The organism is Paraburkholderia sp. BGA-UO-ETr-F21 (assembly GCF_059567925.1).
In genome coordinates this window covers 351847-368630 of record NZ_JCAQOY010000037.1, presented here as the reverse complement: position 1 = coordinate 368630, position 16784 = coordinate 351847, and the positions used below count along the sequence as shown (strand labels likewise).

The window sequence follows — 16784 nt, the reverse complement described above, 5'->3', positions numbered from 1 at the left end:
TGAGTCGCAGGGAATGAGTCGCAATGAATGCGGCGCCGCTGCGCAGACTTCGCGTGGCCTCGCCGGGTGGAAACCATTATTCGCCGCCCCACTGCGCCGATCTTTTCAGAACGCCTGCGAGCTTTCGAAAATGCACGGCGCGTGCCGCCATGTTGTCCTGGCGCCGCCGGCCCACACCGTATCCGGCGTGCGAATCCGAAACAGACGGGCATTTAAACAAGATCCCAGTGCGGGCGCGGCCCATCCTTCCACTTCATGTCCCTCAACGAAACACCTGGAAACGGCCATGTCCAAACGAAAGACAATCCGCATCTACAGCGAGCCTGCGGGCGGCTGGGGTGCGCTGAAGGCAACCGGCGAAGCGCTCGCGCTGCAAGGCGTAGCGGTGTCCGGCGCGAAGACGCTGTTGCGGATGAACCAGCCGGAAGGCTTCGACTGCCCGGGCTGCGCGTGGCCGGATCCGAAGCACACGTCGTCGTTCGAATTCTGCGAAAACGGCGCCAAGGCGGTGGCGTGGGAAGCCACCGCGAATCGCTGCACACCCGGCTTTTTTGCCGCGCACAGCGTCTCGGAGCTGGCCGCGTGGGACGACTACGACCTCGAAATGGCCGGCCGCCTGACCCACCCCATGGCCTACGACGCAGCCTCCGATCGTTATCTGCCGATCGAATGGGACGATGCCTTCGCGCTGATCGCGCGGCATCTGAACGGCCTCGCTAGCCCCGATCAGGCCGACTTCTACACCTCCGGACGAGCGTCCAACGAAGCCGCGTTTCTGTACCAGATCTTCGTGCGCGAGTTCGGCACGAACAACTTCCCCGACTGCTCGAACATGTGCCACGAGGCGACCAGTGTCGGCCTTCCGGAATCGATCGGCGTCGGCAAGGGCACGGTGCTGCTCGAGGATTTCGAGGAAGCCGACGCGATTTTCATCTTCGGTCAGAATCCCGGCACCAACAGCCCGCGCATGATGAGCGATCTGCACAGCGCCTCGCGGCGCGGCGCGAAAATCGTCTCGTTCAATCCGTTTCGCGAGCGCGCGCTGGAGCGCTTCGCGTCGCCGCAGAATCCGCTGGAAATGGCCACGCTGGGCTTCACGCAGATCAGCTCGTTTCTGTATCAGGTGCGCGTGGGCGGCGACGTCGCCGTGCTCAAAGGCATGATGAAAGCCGTGATCGAGGCGGACGACGCGGCGCTCGCCGCCGATGCGCCGCGCGTGCTCGATATCGAGTTCATCGAAGGACATACGCACGGTCTGGCGGACCTGGTCGCCGATCTGCGCGCCACCCGCTGGGAGGCGATCACGCAGCAAAGCGGGTTGTCTCGCGACGACATCCAGAACGCCGCCGACATTTACATGAAGGCCAAGAACGTGATCCTCGTGTACGGCATGGGGCTCACGCAGCATCACCGCGGCACCGAAAATGTCCAGCAGATCGCCAACCTGGCGCTGCTGCGCGGCAATGTCGGCCGGCCCGGCGCGGGCGTGTGCCCGGTGCGCGGACACTCGAACGTGCAGGGCAACCGCACCGTCGGCATCACGGAGAAGCCTTCGCCGGCATTGATCGACGGGATCGAACGGGCCTTCGGCTTCCGGCCGCCCGCAGCGCACGGCCATGACGTGATCGCCGCGATCGAGTCGATGATGCGCGGCGACGCCAAAGTGTTCATGGCGCTAGGCGGCAATTTCGCCGCCGCGGTGCCCGACTGGATCCGCGTGCAGGCGGCGATGCGCAAGCTGGACCTGACGGTGCACATCGCCACCAAACTCAATCGCAGCCACCTCGTGCACGGCAAGGACGCGTTGATTCTGCCGTGCCTCGGCCGCACCGAGATCGACATCCAGGCGGACGGTCCGCAGTCGATCACCGTCGAAGATTCGATGTCGATGGTGCATGCTTCCGGCGGCCGTAACGAGCCTGCGTCCCCGCATCTGAAGAGCGAACCGGCGATCGTCGCGGGCATTGCGCGTGCAACGCTCGGCGCGCACTCCCACGTGGATTGGGAACACCTCGTGGCGAGCTACGACCGCATTCGCGACAAGATCGAGATCGTCTACCCGATCTTCCAGGCGTACAACGAACGGATTCGCGTGCCGGGTGGCTTCCATCTCGCTTCGAGCGCGCGCGAACGCGTCTGGGCCACGCCGACTGGCCGCGCGAATTTCCTCGTCTTCAAGGGACTCGACGAAAACCCGGTTCACAACGATCCCGACGCGCTGTGGCTCACCACCATGCGCAGCCACGACCAGTACAACACCACGCTCTACTCGCACTCGGACCGTTACCGCGGCGTGTTCGGCCAACGCGACGTGATTTTCATGAACACGCGTGAATTGCAGAAACGCAACCTGCATCCGGGTGACCGGGTGGATGTGTACGCGCTGTCCACCGATGGAATCGAGCGCGTGATCCGCAGCTTCAAGGTGATCGACTATTCGCTGCCCGACGGCTGCTGCGGCGCGTATTACCCGGAGGCCAATCCGCTCGTGCCGCTGTACGCGTTCGATCCGAAAAGCCGCACCCCGTCGTACAAATCCGTCCCGGTGAAGATCGCGCGCGCCGCGGCGGTCGGTCCCGACTCCACTCATCAGGCGGCGATTATCGGCGCTGCGGGAGCCCATCATGCATCTTAGTGACGTCCTCGATCTGTCTCGCGCCCAGTTCGCGATGACGGCCATTTTTCACATTCTGTGGCCGATTCTGACCATCAGTCTATCGGCCTTCCTCGTTCTGATCGAAGTGCTGTGGCTGCGTACCGGCAACGTCGGCTATTACCGGCATGCGCGGTTCTGGAGCAAGCTGCTGGTGCTGAATTTCGCGGTGGGCGTGGTCAGCGGCATTCCAATGGAGTTTCAGTTCGGCACCAACTGGGCCGGCTTTTCGCGTTATAGCGGACAGTTCTTCGGCAATATTCTCGGCTTTGAAGGCGCGATGGCCTTCATGCTCGAAGCCGGTTTCATCGGCGTGATGCTGCTCGGCTGGGGCCGCGTGCCGCGCGCGGTGCATCTGTTCGCCACCTCGATGGTCGCGCTCGGCTCCAGCATCTCGGCCTTCTGGATCATGGTCGCCAATTCGTGGATGCAGACGCCGGCGGGCGTGACGGTGGAGAACGGCAAGATCATCGTCACCGACTATGCCGCGGCGATCTTCAATCCGGATATGGTGTGGGGCGTCACGCACATGTGGGTCGCGGCGATCGAAACGGGCATGTTCGTGATCGCCGGCATTTCCGCGTGGAACCTGTTCAAGCGCCGCAATCCGGAGTTCTTCGCGCGCTCGTTCAGGATCGCTTTGCTGGTGCTCGTCGTCGCCGCGCCGCTGCAGATCTGGCTCGGCGATTCGAGCGGCGGCAGCGTGTTCGAAACGCAACCGGCCAAAGGCGCCGCAATCGAAGGACACTGGACCACCAACCAGCCCGGCACCGCCGCCTCGTGGTCGCTGCTCGCCTGGCCGGACCAGAAAGCGCAACGCAATGACTGGTCGATCGAAGTGCCCGGCATGTTGAGCATTCTCGCCACCCATACGCTGCACGGCCAGGTCAAAGGCCTCAGCGACTTCGCGCCGGCCGACCAGCCGCCGATGTTGCCGCTGCTCTATTACGCGTTCCGCGTGATGGCGGGTATCGGTTTCGCTTTCATGGTACTGGCCTTCTGGACCGCATACGTGCTGCGCAAAACTCGCGGCAATCTCGAACGGCTGCTCGAACAACGCAAGCTGCTGTTTGCCTGGGTGCTGTGCATTCCGCTGCCCTATGTCGCGGTCGAAGCCGGCTGGATCGTGCGCGAAGTGGGACGTCAGCCGTGGGTCGTGTACGGCTTGCTGCGTACGAAAGATGCCGTGTCGACCGTGGCGGCGTCGTCGGTGACGCTCAGCATGGTGATGTTCTTCTGCTTCTACGTCGTGTTGCTCGGCACCTTCTTCGTGCTCGCGCGCAACTGGCTGCGCGCCGGCCCCGACCTCACGCTGAACCCGCCCGCGGCCATCAAGGCCGAAGCGGCGGCGACCGTCACCGAGTACTAAACCATTCCCGTTGCAAGGACATCTCATGGACAGCTCCACTCACACGATGCTCGCCATCACCTGGTTCGGCCTGATCGGCCTGATGCTGGTGTTCTATGTCGTCACCGACGGCTTCGATCTCGGCGTGGGCATACTCAGCCTGCTGCGCAAGCGCCGCGAAGATCACGACGTGATGGTGCAGAGCATCGGCCACGTCTGGGACGCCAACGAAACATGGCTCGTCGTGCTTGGCGGCGCCCTGTTCGGTGCCTTCCCCGCCGCGTACGCGCTGCTTCTGCAGGACTTGTATCTACCGGTAATGCTGTTGATTGCCGGCTTGATCATGCGCGGCGCCGCGATCGAATTCCGTCACAGCGTGTCGCACGGTCCGGCCTGGGACAAGGTGTTCGGCATCGGCAGCCTGGTCGCCGCGATCGCCCAGGGCGTGATACTCGGCAAGGTGATCACCGGCCTGATTCCGGGTGACATGAGCGGCGTGTTCATCGTCGTGACCGCTATCGGCGTGGTGGCGGGTTACACGCTGCTCGGCTCCACCTATCTCGTGAAGAAGACCGTAGGCTCGATCGAGCAATGGTCGCGCCGTCTCGCCTTGCTGAGCGCATTCGTCACGGTAGCCGCAGCCGTCGTGCTCACCGCGGCGACGTGGTTCATCAGTGAGGTCGGACAGAATCGGTGGACGCAGCACGGCGTGTTTCATCTGCTGGCTGCGCTGGGGCTCGCCTCTGCGCTGGCCTTCGCCTACATCATGGGGTCGCTCTATCTCGGCAGTGCGCGTGGGCCGTTTCGCGCCTCGGTTGCGTTGTTCGTGCTGTCGTTCGTCGGGCTGGCCGTCAGCCTGTTCCCGGACTTCGTTCCAGGCAAGCTGGGGATTGTCGAGGCTGCCTCCGATACCTCCACGCTGGTATTCATGCTGATCGGCATCGGCCTGATCTTTCCGGTGATGATTGGCTACAACCTGTACCAGTACTACATCTTCCGCGGAAAGGTGATTGGCGAGGCGCATGCCGGCGAGTAATGGGCGGGCCTCCGCGAGGGCGGCGGAGGTTGTCGTAACGGGTTGTCGTATGTCAAGTCCTGGAATAGGTTGACAGTAGTCAGCCACTGAGCGCCCGATGCACCGCATCGGGCGTTTTGTATTTCAGAGCGGCATGCGGTCGCTCCTGGTTGTAGATGCGCACGGCCTGTTCGAGGTTGGCGGGACGCTGCAACAGGAATTCGCCCTTGAGGATGCCGTTGACCCGTTCGGCCAGGGCATTCTGATAGCAGTCGTAGCCGTCGGTCATCAAGCAGCGCAAGTCATAGCGCCGATGGATGTCCTGATAGTAGGTCGAGCAATACTGGATCCCGCGATCGGAGCGATGGATCAACGGTTGGCGGCTCCTGCGTGTGCGCAACGCTTTCTTCAGCGCCTGACTGACCTGTTCGGTCTGCAGGCTGTCGTGAACGTGATGGCCGACGATCTTGCGCGAGAACGAATCGGTGACCAGGCTCAGATATACAAACGGGCCCGCAGTCGGCAGGTACGTGATGTCGGCAACGCTTGTAATACGCTTGCCGGCTGATGCCCATATAACGGCAGGCCCGCTCGACGCTCAGCGTTTCGATCCGCTTTTGCCCGACGACCTGCCCGAAGGCTTTTTTACCGTGATCCCGTAATCCTCGCGCATCACGTCAAGCACAGCCTCGAACAACGCGGCCTTCTCCCGCGCTTCGCGCAATTGCGTTTCCAATTCCCTGATGCGCTGCTCTGGTGTGAGCGGCTTTGAGTCTTCCTTCGGCATGGCCCAATCCGATGAGGCACGACCGGATGGATCAGCCCAATCCTGCAAGCCGTGCTTGCGTAACCATACCAGCACTGTCGAGCGACCCTGAATGCCGTAGCGCCACTGCGCCTCCTTGTACGTCAGTTCGCCTTTTTCGACCTGCTCCACCACCGACAGCTTAAAAGCCAGACTGTAGTCCCGTTGCGTCCGCTTGATCCCTTGCTCCACTTGCCACCTCTTCAATTCGTCGAAAAAGTGTCAACCTATTTCACGACCGGTCACAGCCAACAAAAAAGGCGCGAATCCGAATTCGCGCCTTGTTCTCTTCCTGCCGCATACATTCCTCGATCAATCCAGAACCGCCTCATTGACCACTCGCTCCAGAATCATCGCCCCGACATTGAGCGGTGCCGGCCTGCAAGGCCTGGGCTTATAGATCGCATCGCCCGGACGAATCGCCCGCCCGCTCACCGCACAAATACCGGCCACTCGTGCACGGCTGGCGTGCCAGACCTGGTCGCCATACGAGCAATGCGTCGGGTCGCGCCACACCACCGTGGCGGTGGATTGCGACGGCCGGTCGATCACTTGCACCTGAACCTCGAAGCGCTCGCCCATCACCGGCAAATGCGCCTCTTTGCGCCCACCATGAGCCGCCACCGTGGCTACGTCGACGGCCGCAGCGTCCGTATTGCCGGACAGGACAGACAACAACCCAATGGTCTGCAGCCACGGATCGGTGAAACTCGCTTTCATCAGCATGATTGCACTCCTGTTTCAGATAAACCCATTGATCATCGAGACGGCCCGGCCGGAATTGCCGGCGCTGTGGGCCGAGCAACGCATCTGCATGCGCTCGGGCACCATCCGGTCGATATGCCGGCATGACGCCGCGGCCTCGACCACCATTTCCGCTATTACCCTTGTTGCCTGTTGCCCGTTTCCTGCTGAACGAGCAATGCGCCAACCCGCAATACGCTGTCGTCATGCGAGGCACGCGCGCCGCTCGGCGGCGACCCTGCGTCGCTCATCATCCCGACCGCGGGCTGCCGCAGGAATGTCTCGCTCACTTCCAGAAACGCATGAATCTGTTTACCGATCGACATTCGCTTTCATCCTCCAGCAGTAAGGCGTTTCTCCAACAATGCGTTTGAAGACCGTCGTAAAGTGAGCCTGCGAACGGAAGCCGCAACTCAATGCGACGTCGAGCACGTTGTATTTCGTCTCGCGCAAAAGCGTCTGTGCATGTTCGATCCGGCGACGCAACAGGTAGTCGTGCGGACGCATGCCGGTCGCGCGACGAAACTGCGAGGCGAAGTGCATTCGCGTGAGCCCCGTGCTGTTGGCGATATCGGCGAGACCGATCGGTTCGGCAAGATGCGCTTCGACGAATTCGATCGCGCGGCTAAGCCGCCATGCCGGCAACGCGCTTGCCTCGCGCGTCTGCCGCCCGGTCACGGTGAAGTGCCGTGCGATCACGCGCGACACGATCGCGAGGCTCACGCTGTCGGTGAAGACCTTGCCGAGCGCGGCGTCTTCGGATTGCGAAACGGCGAGCGCCTGTCCAAGACGTTCGAGCGCGGGATCGCGCACGAGCCTGGGATCGTCGATACGGATGTCGCCCGCGTGCGGCCGGCCGAACGTGTCTTCGAAACATTCACCCAGCACCTGCTGCGACACGAACAGATGCAGCACGTCGGCGGGCGACTCGAACACGGCGCGGCACGCCACCTCCGGTGCGGTGATCTGCACGGCGCCCGCGGTCACTCTGCCGCGCACGAGCGTACGGTCGGCATGGGAGAACGTCAGCGACGTGCATTTGAGATTCATCGCCACGCAATGGTGCGCGACGCTGCCAGGATTGACGACCGCGATCGGCTGCGTGTCGTGACGGGTCCAACGCGACACGAGAATGTTGCCGCGCTCATGCGCGCCGGTATCCTCGTCGGTGGGACAGCGCCATTGATGCTCCGTGCCGACCCGGCTCACCAGCGTCCTGCGCACGACATCCGTTGCGGTTTCGGGATACGACATCGACGAACTGATCATGATCGGGTCATCCGGGTAAGTGATGTGACAGTGCCCGGTGAGAGCGGCACTGCATGGACTCCAAGGTATCGCACGGCAGTGGGCCCAACCAGCCCTACATACGGTTGCCTGAAATGACCAATGGTTGGGTCGTTTCATATTCAGGTTTAGTCGCGCTGCGAACCGCGCAGGCAGCGCTACGCCGCGCCTCGCGGGCGCAAGCGCCGGGCGCGTGTGAGAATGGGTTGGAACGGCCGTGCTTCCCTGAACAGAAGCGGTGAACTACCTATACCTGCGTATGAGTCCGCTAGCCCGAGGGTCGCGGACCCTACGCACTAACTGCGCCGTCGCGCACGGCAGCGCTCAACTGCGCGAACTGCGCGCCGGCGTGGCCATGCCTTGCGGCGGCTTGATGCCGAGCGCCTCCGCCTTCAGCACGAAATCGGCGAGCGAGCGCGCGCCCATCTTGCGCATGGCCTGACCGCGATGAATCTTGACGGTGATCTCGCTCAGATTCAGCTCGCCCGCAATCTGCTTGTTCATCAGACCGGCGGCGACGAATGCCATGACTTCGCGTTCGCGCGCCGTCAACGATTCGTAGCAGCGGCGCAGGTCCGCCACGGAGCGCCTCGCCGCGCGGCGTTCCTCGTCGCTCGCCAGTGCATGTGCGACGGCGTCCAGCATGTCCTGATCGCGAAACGGTTTGGCCAGAAAATCCTTGGCACCGGCCTTCATCGCCTTGACCGTCATGGCAATGTCGCCGTGCGCGGTCATGAAGACAATCGGCAGACCCAACTCGCTCGCTGCGATCTGCTCCTGCACCGCAAGCCCGCTTTGTCCTTTCAGACGCACGTCGAGGATCAGGCAGCTCGGCACGTCAGGCATGTCGAAAGCGAGAAACTCCTGCGCGGAGCCAAAGGTTTCGACACTCAGACCGACCGAGCGCAACAGATTCCTGACGGCGTCGCGCATCGACTCGTCATCGTCGACCACGTACACCATCGAGCTGATTGCGTGAGTGCCGCTATCGGCGCTCACATCGCTGTGCGGATCACTGCTCATGACTTCTCCCTTCATCGACGGGCAGAACGAACTTCAGCACCGCGCCGCCCGCTTGCGGCGATTCGGCCCAGATGAGGCCGCCGTGCGCCTCGACGATCGAACGGCAGATCGACAGTCCCATACCCATGCCATCGTCCTTGGTCGTAAAGAACGTATTGAACAAACGCCCGGCGTTTTCTTCGCTGATGCCCGTGCCCGAGTCCTGCACCATCACCTCGGCCCGCTCGTCGTCGAAGCGGCGCGTGGAGATCAGCAGCTTGCGCGGCCCGGCCACCTCCGCCATGGCCTGTACGGCGTTCATGATGAGATTGATGAGGATCTGCTGCAGTTGCACGCGATCGCAGTAGGCGGTCAGCGGCGGCACCGCGAGGTCGACGTGCAACTCGATGCGATGACGATCGAGTTCGCGCCGCACCAGTTCGATCGACTCGCCGACGATCCCGTCCAGATCCACCGTCGCCGGCAGACGGTCGCGCTTTCTCGCCATCGCGCGGATGCGCTGGATCACCTCGTCCGCGCGTTTCGCGTCGCGGATCATCTGCGCGATGGACTGCGCCGTTTCGTTGATTTCCGGCGCCGGACGGTTCAGCCAGCGCAGCGCCGCGCCGCCGGATGTCATGATCGCCGCGATGGGCTGAGTGACCTCGTGCGCGATGGAAGCGGCCAGCTCGCCGAGCATGGTGATCCGCGTCGCGTGAGCGAGTTCGTCGTTGGAACGGGCGAGCGCTTCCTGGGCGCGCCGGGCCTCGGTGATATCCATCAGCGCGCCGACATACTCGCTGTAGCCCGGCTGCCGGGTCGCGAGACGGGCAACGTAGTGAACATACTTGACGCTGCCATCCGGCATGACCAGCCGGTGCTCGATATCGACCCGCGTTTCGCCGCCAGCGGCCTGTTCGAATCCGCCACGCACCAGCGCGAGATCATCGGGATGCGTGCGCGCGAGCATGGCGTCGATCGATGGCACGGTATCGCGCGGGTAGTCGAAGATGCGGTAGGCCTCGTCGGACCACCAGGTCTCGCCGTCCGGAAAGCGCACGGCGATGCTGCCGGTGCTGCTCAGCCGTTGCGCATCGCGCAAAAAGGCCTCGCTGCGCTCGAGCGCCTGCTCCGCCCGCTTGCGCCCGGTAATGTCGTTGTTGGTCGCCAGCACGGCGCGCGGGTTGCCCTTCTCGTCGCGCCAAAGCGCGGCGCGGCTCGAAATCACGACGACACTGCCGTCGTGCCGCACGCGCGTGAGTTCGCCCACCCAGCGGTTCGAGCGCAGCAACTCGGCGCGAATCTCATCATATGGGACGGGAAAGACCGTCTGCGTCATTTCCTGCAACGATTGCCCGATCGCCTGCTGAGCAGTCCAGCCGTACAGCGCCTGGGCGCCGTGATTCCAGAAGGTGATGCGGTCGTTCATGTCGTGCACGACGATCGCGTCGTGCGCGAGGTTGAGCAGTTCCACCTGCTCCCGCAACGTGGTGGTCGCGGCCTGGTTCCTCAACGCCAGCATCGACGTGGTGGCGATCGCCAGCAGGCTCACCGCGCAGCGGGCGACCGCGCCGCTCGAGTAGGCCTCGTCGTGCGACATCACGAAGCCCAGCAGCGTCAGCACGACGCAACCCCAGGCGGTCGTGACCGTGAACGAGCGGTTGCCGGTCGAAGCGATCAGCAGCACGACCACGACGTACAACACGGCTATTGCGATATCGAGCGGCGTCAGCGCGTCGATCACGAACACGGCGAGCGCGATGGCGGCGGCCAGCATCGTCACGACATGGGCGTCGAGCGGCACCGTGGGGAGAGCGCGGCGGCAAGCCTTCATGACGGCCGGATCAGCGGGCCGCCGCACGGCAACGGCGCGCAACAGAATAGGTAGGCGTGTACATGGTGTTCGAAACGGGCATGCGTGGACGAATACCGGCAGCCTGCCCGTCAGTTTGACAGCCAGCTGGGCTGTCAACGCACATGACTGTCAGACCTACCGGCGAGCGGTAGCTTTCTATCTGAAATAGATCATGCGCGAGCCCGCGTCAATGGGGGTACTTATTTTTCCTTAAACCTTCCAAAAACGTGGCCGTGACAGATCCGTGCGTTCGGGCTGAAAGCCCCGTCGCACGAGTGTTGAGGCGGCGCGGCGGCCGTTTCGGGCCGCCGCGCGAAGCTCGTCCATTAATGGTGGCCGTAGTCCTTGCGGGCGATAGGAACTGCGCGAACCTTCGCATAGACGAACGTCGGGAGCTCCTTGACCACCTGACGCGTGGCGCCGGCCCAGACGAGCTTGCCGTTCACATAGTCCAGTTGCGACATGGGAATCGCCACGTCGTGCTGGGACACGCCGAGGAACTGGTGAGCCGCCACGATCCCGAAGGAGACGGCGTTGTCCGGCGCGATAATGATGTCGTGAAGCACGCCGACTTTCTCTCCGCTGTCGTTGTAGATGCTCTTGCCGAGCAGGCTCTTCTTGACGCTCCAGCCTTCGACGACGAGTTCAGCCTGCTCCACGCTGATGCCGATCGGCTGCGCGCCCGCCACCTGCGCGTTTGCCTGCTGGCACACCGCGCCGAACGCCGACGCTGCCAGAAACACGAGTGTCCACTTTGCCTTCATGATGATTTTCTCCGCAAGATGCGTTTGTTGGAAAACGATGAATCGCAACCCGGCGACGGCATCTGACGTGCCGACTGCCGGGGTCGCGCTGACCGACACTGTGAACCGGTTGCAGCCGCGACTTTTTCAAATTCGCACGATGGCGTAGCTCGCTCGCCCAACCCGCGGTTTGCCAGAGCCTGCCCCACGCCGGGGCGGGCACGGCGTCGCGATCAATGGCTTTGCGGCCGCAGCGTGACCGTGCAGGTCATGCCCATCGCGAGCTTGACGCCGGCGGGAATCTGGTCGAGGTGGATCCGCACCGGCACCCGCTGGGCGAGCCGCACCCACGTGAAGATCGGATTGACGTCCGCCAGCAGATCGCCGTTGCTGGTCGGGTTGTCGCGGTCGGCAATCCCGCTCGCCAGGCTGTCGACGTGCCCCTGGATATCCTTGCCGCCCGACATCAGCCTCACCACCGCCTGATCCCCGACATGCACGCGCGGCAGTTTCGTTTCTTCGAAGTAGCCGTAGACCCAGAACGAGTGCGAGTCGATCAACGCCATGCGCGCCGTGCCGGCCGTGGCGAAATCGCCCGGATACAGGTTCAGGTTGGTGATGAAGCCGTCCGAGGGCGCGCGCACTTCGCTGCGCGTCAGATTCAGCACGGCCGTCTGCTGCGCCACCACGGCCGCCTTGACCGCGGCTTGCGCCGCGCCGTAGGCGGCGACGTCGGCGGAATAGTCGGCTTCGGACTGTTTGGCGAGCGAGGCCGAATCCAGCCGCGTTTCGTCCGAGATCACATCGCCGGTCAGGTTGGCGCGGCGCGCCGCCTGGGCGCGCTTCATCGCGAAGCCGGATTCGCTCGCGGCCATGCGCGCCTTGGCCTGCGCCAGTTGCGCCTGGGCGCGCAGAAGGTCGGCGTCGGCCTGCGCGACCGCGTAATGGAAGCGCGCCGGGTCGAGCACGAAGAGAATGTCGCCCTTGCGCACCAGCTGGTTGTCCTTCACGCGCACTTCGCTCACCAACCCCGACACATCGGTGGCGACCTGCACGACCTGCGCGCGAACCCGGCCGTCGCGCGTCCACGGCGAGAACATGTAGTCGAGCCACAGCATGCGGACCAGCGCGATCGCCACCACGAGAAGCGTAAGCGTAAAAATGGCGCGCAGGATGGATTGCGTTTTCATCTTGGTGACCTGGCGTGAGCGTGAACAGTCAGTGGGTTCATGGGGATGAGTGAAGGACGGCGCTCATTGCCACAGCAGCAGCGAAGCGCCGCTGAAGAGCGCAGCGAAGAGCGCCACCCGGAACAGGCTCGGATGCCAGGTGTAGCGATAGAAGCCAAGCCGCGCCAGCACCAGGTCGAGCACGACGAACAGCAGCACGCAACCGGCGAGAATCGGCAACAGGCCGGGCACGAGCAGTGAAAACAGGTCAATTTCGCCCGGCATCGGCCACTCCTTGCGGCGCGTGATCCGGCGGCGCGGAGGCAAAACCGCCGCCCAGCTCCTTCATCAGCAGCGCCCATGCATCGAGCCGCTTGGCCTGCACCGCCGCCAGGCTTTCCTCCTGCTGCAACTGGACGGCCTGCGCCGCCAACACATTGAGAAATTCAGTGATGCCGCTGCGATAGCCAGCGTCGGCGAGCTGAAACGATTTGCGCGCCGAACCGAGCGTGTTTTCAATCGACGCCTGCTGCTCTTCGAGCGAACGCAGCGAGACGACCTGCGCTGCGACGCCCTGCATCGCATTCACCACGCTCTGGTTGTACGCATCCACGGCGGCATCGCGCGACGCCACCGCGACACCGTAATTGCCGCGCCGCCGGCCACCGTCGAAGATCGGCAGCGAGATCGCCGCGCCCACGCCGTGGCCCAGGCCGTCGCTGTTGACGAAGTTGAAGAAACCGCCGAAGGTCGCCGCCGACCCGAGCGACGCGGTCGCGATCAGATTGATGTCCGGATAGAAGTCGGCGTGCGCCGCGTCGATACCCTTGTCCGCTTCGAGCACGCGCCAGCGCCCCGCCACCACGTCCGCGCGGTGGCCGATCAGCTCGGCCGGCAGCGAGGCCGGCAAGACCACCGGCACGCTCAGCGCGAGGCTCGGACGGCGCAGCGTATCGCCATACCCCGGCCCCTTGCCGATGAGCGCGGCGATGCCGATGCGCGCGAGCGCAAGCTGCTGCTGCGCCTCGCGCACCCGCGTCGTGCTCATCGCAAGCTGGGTCTGCGCCTGGCTGACCTCGAGCCCGCTGCCGACGCCCGCGCGCCAGCGGCGCGTCGCGATGTCGACGGTGCGTTGCTGTTCGGTTTGCACGGCGTCGTAGACGTCGAGCAACGCATACTCGAGCGCCAGTTGCACATAGCTGCGCACCACGGCGGTCTGCAGTTCGACCTCCGCGAAGCGCGCGTCCGCGGCCGCCGCATGCACATTGTCCAGCGCGCCTTCGCGAAGGGCGCGCGACTTGCCCCACAGATCGAGGTCATAGGAAAGGTCCGCCTGGATATTGTTGCTCCATACCGTCGTGCCGCCCGGCGGCGCCGGGGTCGTGTAGCGCGCGTAGCGCCTGCGCTCGAAGCTGCCGCTCGCGTCGAGTTGCGGCAGCTCGGCGGCGCCGGCGATCTGCGCCTGGAAGCGCGCCGCCTCGATCCGCTGCTCGACCGCGCGTAAGCCGGGGTTGCCCTGGGTGGCGTCCTGCACCAGCGTATCGAGTTGCGGATCGTTCCATTGACGCCACCACCCGCTCGCCGGCCACTTCGCGTCGGCTTGCGTGGCGCGCAACGCGGCGCCCGGGTCGAGTGTCGCGGGATCGAGCATCGACTCGTGCGTATGGATGCCGCCGCTGTCGATGCAGGCCGACAGCAGCACGGCACACGCGAGCGCGGCCGCCACCGGGCGGCACAGCGTGCGCAGGGACCAGCATGGGCGCGCGGGCTTCATGTCCGCACCCCGCTGGTTTGCCATAGGGCGAGGCTCTCGTCGCGCAGCGTCAGTTCGGTGAAATGCAGCAGCGCCCGCATCCGGTAGCGCGCGAGCGTCTGCGCGTCGACGGCGATATTCGGCCCGAGCGGCAGCAGGTCCAGCGCCCTGCGCGTCGCTGTCAGCGCGCGTTCGGCAGCCTGCGGCGTGGCTTCCACGAACACGTCGGCAAGCGCCCCCAGCCACGCGTCCTGCTCCGCGGGCCAGCCCGCCGGCAGGATCGCGGCGAGCCGTTCGCTATCGAGGCGCACCTGGATCATCGAGCGGCCGATCTCCAGCGCGGCGAACGCCCAGCCGATCAGATGATCGCGGTCCACGCGCGCGTCGACCGGCGCGGACGCGATCTGCAGAACGAAGTCCCGCAGGCTCAATTCGAAGCTGTACAGCAGATCGTCGAGGTCGCCGTCGCGAGCGTCATGCGAGATCAGCCCGCGAATCTGCTTCATGTATTGCGCGGAAATCCAGTCGCCCGCGCGTGGCGCGAGCACCGAAAACGCGACGGCGGCGACCGCGATGCCGCACAGCAGCGCGAAGCCTGTGTCGAGATAGGCACTCGGGTTATAAACGGTAGGATTCGTGATACCGACAATGAAACAGAAGTACAGGCTAAAGCCGAGCCCGAGGATCGCCGTCTTCGTAAAGGTATTCAGATAACTGCCCACCATCACGATGATCGCCATCGAAGCGGCAAGCAACTCGAACGTATCGATATGCGGCAGCACGAGAAAGTTGAACGCGAAGCCGGTGAGCCAGCCGCCAAGGCAGCCGGCGAAGATCTGCCAGCTTGCCACCGCCGGATTGGGCGCGAGCGTGAACAGCGCACTCGTGATCGCCACCGCGACAATCGCGGTCGCGCCGCCGACCCAGCCGGAGCCAATCCATACCGCGCCGACTATCAGCACCGCCACGGCCGAGCGCGCGCCGGCGATCGTCGCGGCTGCACGGTTGGCGGTAGCGCGGGTTCTACCGATCCGGGTAATGGCCTGCAGCACCGACTGCGACCACGGCAGGCGGCCCACCGTGCGTGCGTCGACGTAGCTTCGGCACATCAGGCGCAAATCCGCGATCGAGAAGAACAACGCCGCGCCGGTGGTCGCCACGAACTGACGTTGATGCGGCGAGAGATCGGCGAGCGAGGCGAGCAAGCGGCCCAGAAACGCCGGCAAGTCACGCTCGAAGGCGTCGAGGCGGCTCGACATGGCCTCGACCTGTTCCATCGTGACCAGCTCCGGCGGTGCGTCGTTCGGCACAATGGCGAGCAGGCCGCCGATCAGCTGCTCGACTGCCGCGAGCGCGCGCGGCTCGGCCTCGGCGGCGACCCGCGCCTTCAACTGGTGCAGTGCATGAATCCACGTGACGGTGTCGAGAAAACTCCGGTCGAGATCGAGATAGACATGGTTGCGCAGACGAATGGACGGGTCCTCGAACACCGCGCCGCTGCGCAGACTTTCCACGCCGACGCGCTCGCGGATCAGATCGAGAAAGGTGTCGAAGCCCGCGACGCTCGTCGCGCGGTCGAGCACCGTATGCATCGCGTTGAGCAGGTTCGTGAAGTTCTTGCGGCTCGCCGCGTAGAGCGCCGGCGCGACCGACTGCGGGAACACCACCGCGCTCACCACGCTCGCGCACACCACGCCGATCGCGACTTCGCTGACGGTGAACACGACGTTGTCATAGACGCCGTACGGATTCGACCAGACGGGTATCGCGGTGATGGCCGTGCCGTAGCCGGTCAGCACGAACCCATATGACTGGAAATTGCGGTAGTAGGCCGCGCCGAACACGCACACGCCGATCCACACGGCCAGCGCGGTCAGAAACAGCAGCGGCTGTTGCGGGAACAACGCGATCAGCACCAGACCCGCGAAGCTGCCGCCCACCATGCCCAACCCGCGATAGAACCCTCGCGCGATCACCATGCCGCTTTGCTGATGCATCATCACGATCACGCACGAGACCATCGCCGTGGCCGGCGTGCGCAGTTCGAGGCGCATGCACAGACCCATCGCGAGCGTCATCGCGACGGCCACCTTCGCGATATGGCGAAAGCGCGGGCCGTCGTCCTTCCAGTATGTGTTCAGCTCGTCGCGCCATCGAGGCAGGGCCGCGCTGGTGGCATCCGCTTGCTGGGTCATAGGGCTCTCGTGAATCGCTCGACTTGGGTTGTTCGCGCGCTTGTTGGGGCTTGTCGGCGCTTGTTAAAGCGCCCGTTGGTGCATTTGCCAGTGCGTTGTTTTCTCGTCCGCCGGCCGTACGCCCAAGCGAATACCGCTATCTGTCTACGCTGCGTAGTTTGCGATGCGCGGGGGCGGCGCATTTGCGGATTCGCACGTTTTTTGCACATGCGCTG

General features: G+C 64.3%; 13 protein-coding genes and 1 pseudogene. 3 read left to right on the top strand and 11 right to left on the bottom strand.

Annotated features, from left to right (window positions below; translation table 11 throughout):
• Nucleotides 1-286: 286 nt before the first annotated feature.
• From AC57B1_RS25320 to AC57B1_RS25310, 3 genes are read left to right on the top strand one after another with little or no spacing between them, the layout of a single operon-like run.
• The gene (locus AC57B1_RS25320; RefSeq protein ID WP_408353926.1) at nucleotides 287-2635 is read left to right on the top strand and encodes an FdhF/YdeP family oxidoreductase; all 2349 of its coding nucleotides are present in this window, start codon (nucleotides 287-289) and stop codon (nucleotides 2633-2635) included.
• On the top strand, nucleotides 2625-4022 hold the full coding sequence (locus AC57B1_RS25315) for a cytochrome ubiquinol oxidase subunit I (RefSeq protein ID WP_496419044.1): 1398 nt from the start codon (nucleotides 2625-2627) through the stop codon (nucleotides 4020-4022). Before AC57B1_RS25320 ends, AC57B1_RS25315 begins: the two co-directional genes overlap by 11 nt.
• 25 nt (nucleotides 4023-4047) lie before the next feature.
• The gene (locus AC57B1_RS25310; RefSeq protein WP_496419043.1) at nucleotides 4048-5037 is read left to right on the top strand and encodes a cytochrome d ubiquinol oxidase subunit II; all 990 of its coding nucleotides are present in this window, start codon (nucleotides 4048-4050) and stop codon (nucleotides 5035-5037) included.
• A 79-nt stretch (nucleotides 5038-5116) separates the two neighbouring features.
• Here the strand turns inward: AC57B1_RS25310 and AC57B1_RS25305 are convergent.
• The 11 genes and pseudogenes from AC57B1_RS25305 to AC57B1_RS25255 form a co-directional block, all read right to left on the bottom strand.
• A pseudogene (locus AC57B1_RS25305) lies at nucleotides 5117-6013 on the bottom strand (IS3 family transposase).
• A gap of 120 nt (nucleotides 6014-6133) precedes the next feature.
• A complete protein-coding gene (locus AC57B1_RS25300) occupies nucleotides 6134-6547 on the bottom strand; it encodes a DUF3331 domain-containing protein (protein WP_496419042.1) in 414 nt (137 codons plus the stop codon).
• Between the two features lie 155 nt (nucleotides 6548-6702).
• Entirely contained in the window at nucleotides 6703-6891 is a 189-nt protein-coding gene (locus tag AC57B1_RS25295; RefSeq protein WP_496419041.1) for a hypothetical protein, read from the bottom strand.
• On the bottom strand, nucleotides 6878-7834 hold the full coding sequence (locus tag AC57B1_RS25290) for a helix-turn-helix domain-containing protein (RefSeq protein WP_496419040.1): 957 nt from the start codon (nucleotides 7832-7834) through the stop codon (nucleotides 6878-6880). Before AC57B1_RS25290 ends, AC57B1_RS25295 begins: the two co-directional genes overlap by 14 nt.
• A 342-nt stretch (nucleotides 7835-8176) precedes the next feature.
• Nucleotides 8177-8875: a response regulator transcription factor gene (locus AC57B1_RS25285; RefSeq protein WP_496419039.1), complete on the bottom strand. Its 699-nt coding sequence runs from the start codon at nucleotides 8873-8875 to the stop codon at nucleotides 8177-8179.
• Complete coding sequence (locus tag AC57B1_RS25280; protein WP_496419038.1) at nucleotides 8865-10688, bottom strand: PAS domain-containing sensor histidine kinase; 1824 nt, start codon at nucleotides 10686-10688, stop codon at nucleotides 8865-8867. Before AC57B1_RS25280 ends, AC57B1_RS25285 begins: the two co-directional genes overlap by 11 nt.
• A 347-nt stretch (nucleotides 10689-11035) precedes the next feature.
• The gene (locus AC57B1_RS25275) at nucleotides 11036-11473 is read right to left on the bottom strand and encodes a PRC-barrel domain-containing protein (RefSeq protein ID WP_408353649.1); all 438 of its coding nucleotides are present in this window, start codon (nucleotides 11471-11473) and stop codon (nucleotides 11036-11038) included.
• A 212-nt stretch (nucleotides 11474-11685) separates the two neighbouring features.
• Nucleotides 11686-12642, bottom strand: coding sequence for an HlyD family secretion protein (locus AC57B1_RS25270; RefSeq protein WP_408353647.1), 957 nt, complete (start codon nucleotides 12640-12642; stop codon nucleotides 11686-11688).
• A 63-nt stretch (nucleotides 12643-12705) separates the two neighbouring features.
• Nucleotides 12706-12906: a DUF1656 domain-containing protein gene (locus AC57B1_RS25265; protein ID WP_091803346.1), complete on the bottom strand. Its 201-nt coding sequence runs from the start codon at nucleotides 12904-12906 to the stop codon at nucleotides 12706-12708.
• A complete protein-coding gene (locus AC57B1_RS25260; RefSeq protein ID WP_496419037.1) occupies nucleotides 12890-14419 on the bottom strand; it encodes an efflux transporter outer membrane subunit in 1530 nt (509 codons plus the stop codon). Before AC57B1_RS25260 ends, AC57B1_RS25265 begins: the two co-directional genes overlap by 17 nt.
• Nucleotides 14392-16569 (bottom strand): FUSC family protein, encoded by a 2178-nt coding sequence (locus AC57B1_RS25255; protein ID WP_496419036.1) that lies wholly within the window; start codon nucleotides 16567-16569, stop codon nucleotides 14392-14394. Before AC57B1_RS25255 ends, AC57B1_RS25260 begins: the two co-directional genes overlap by 28 nt.
• Nucleotides 16570-16784 lie beyond the last annotated feature (215 nt).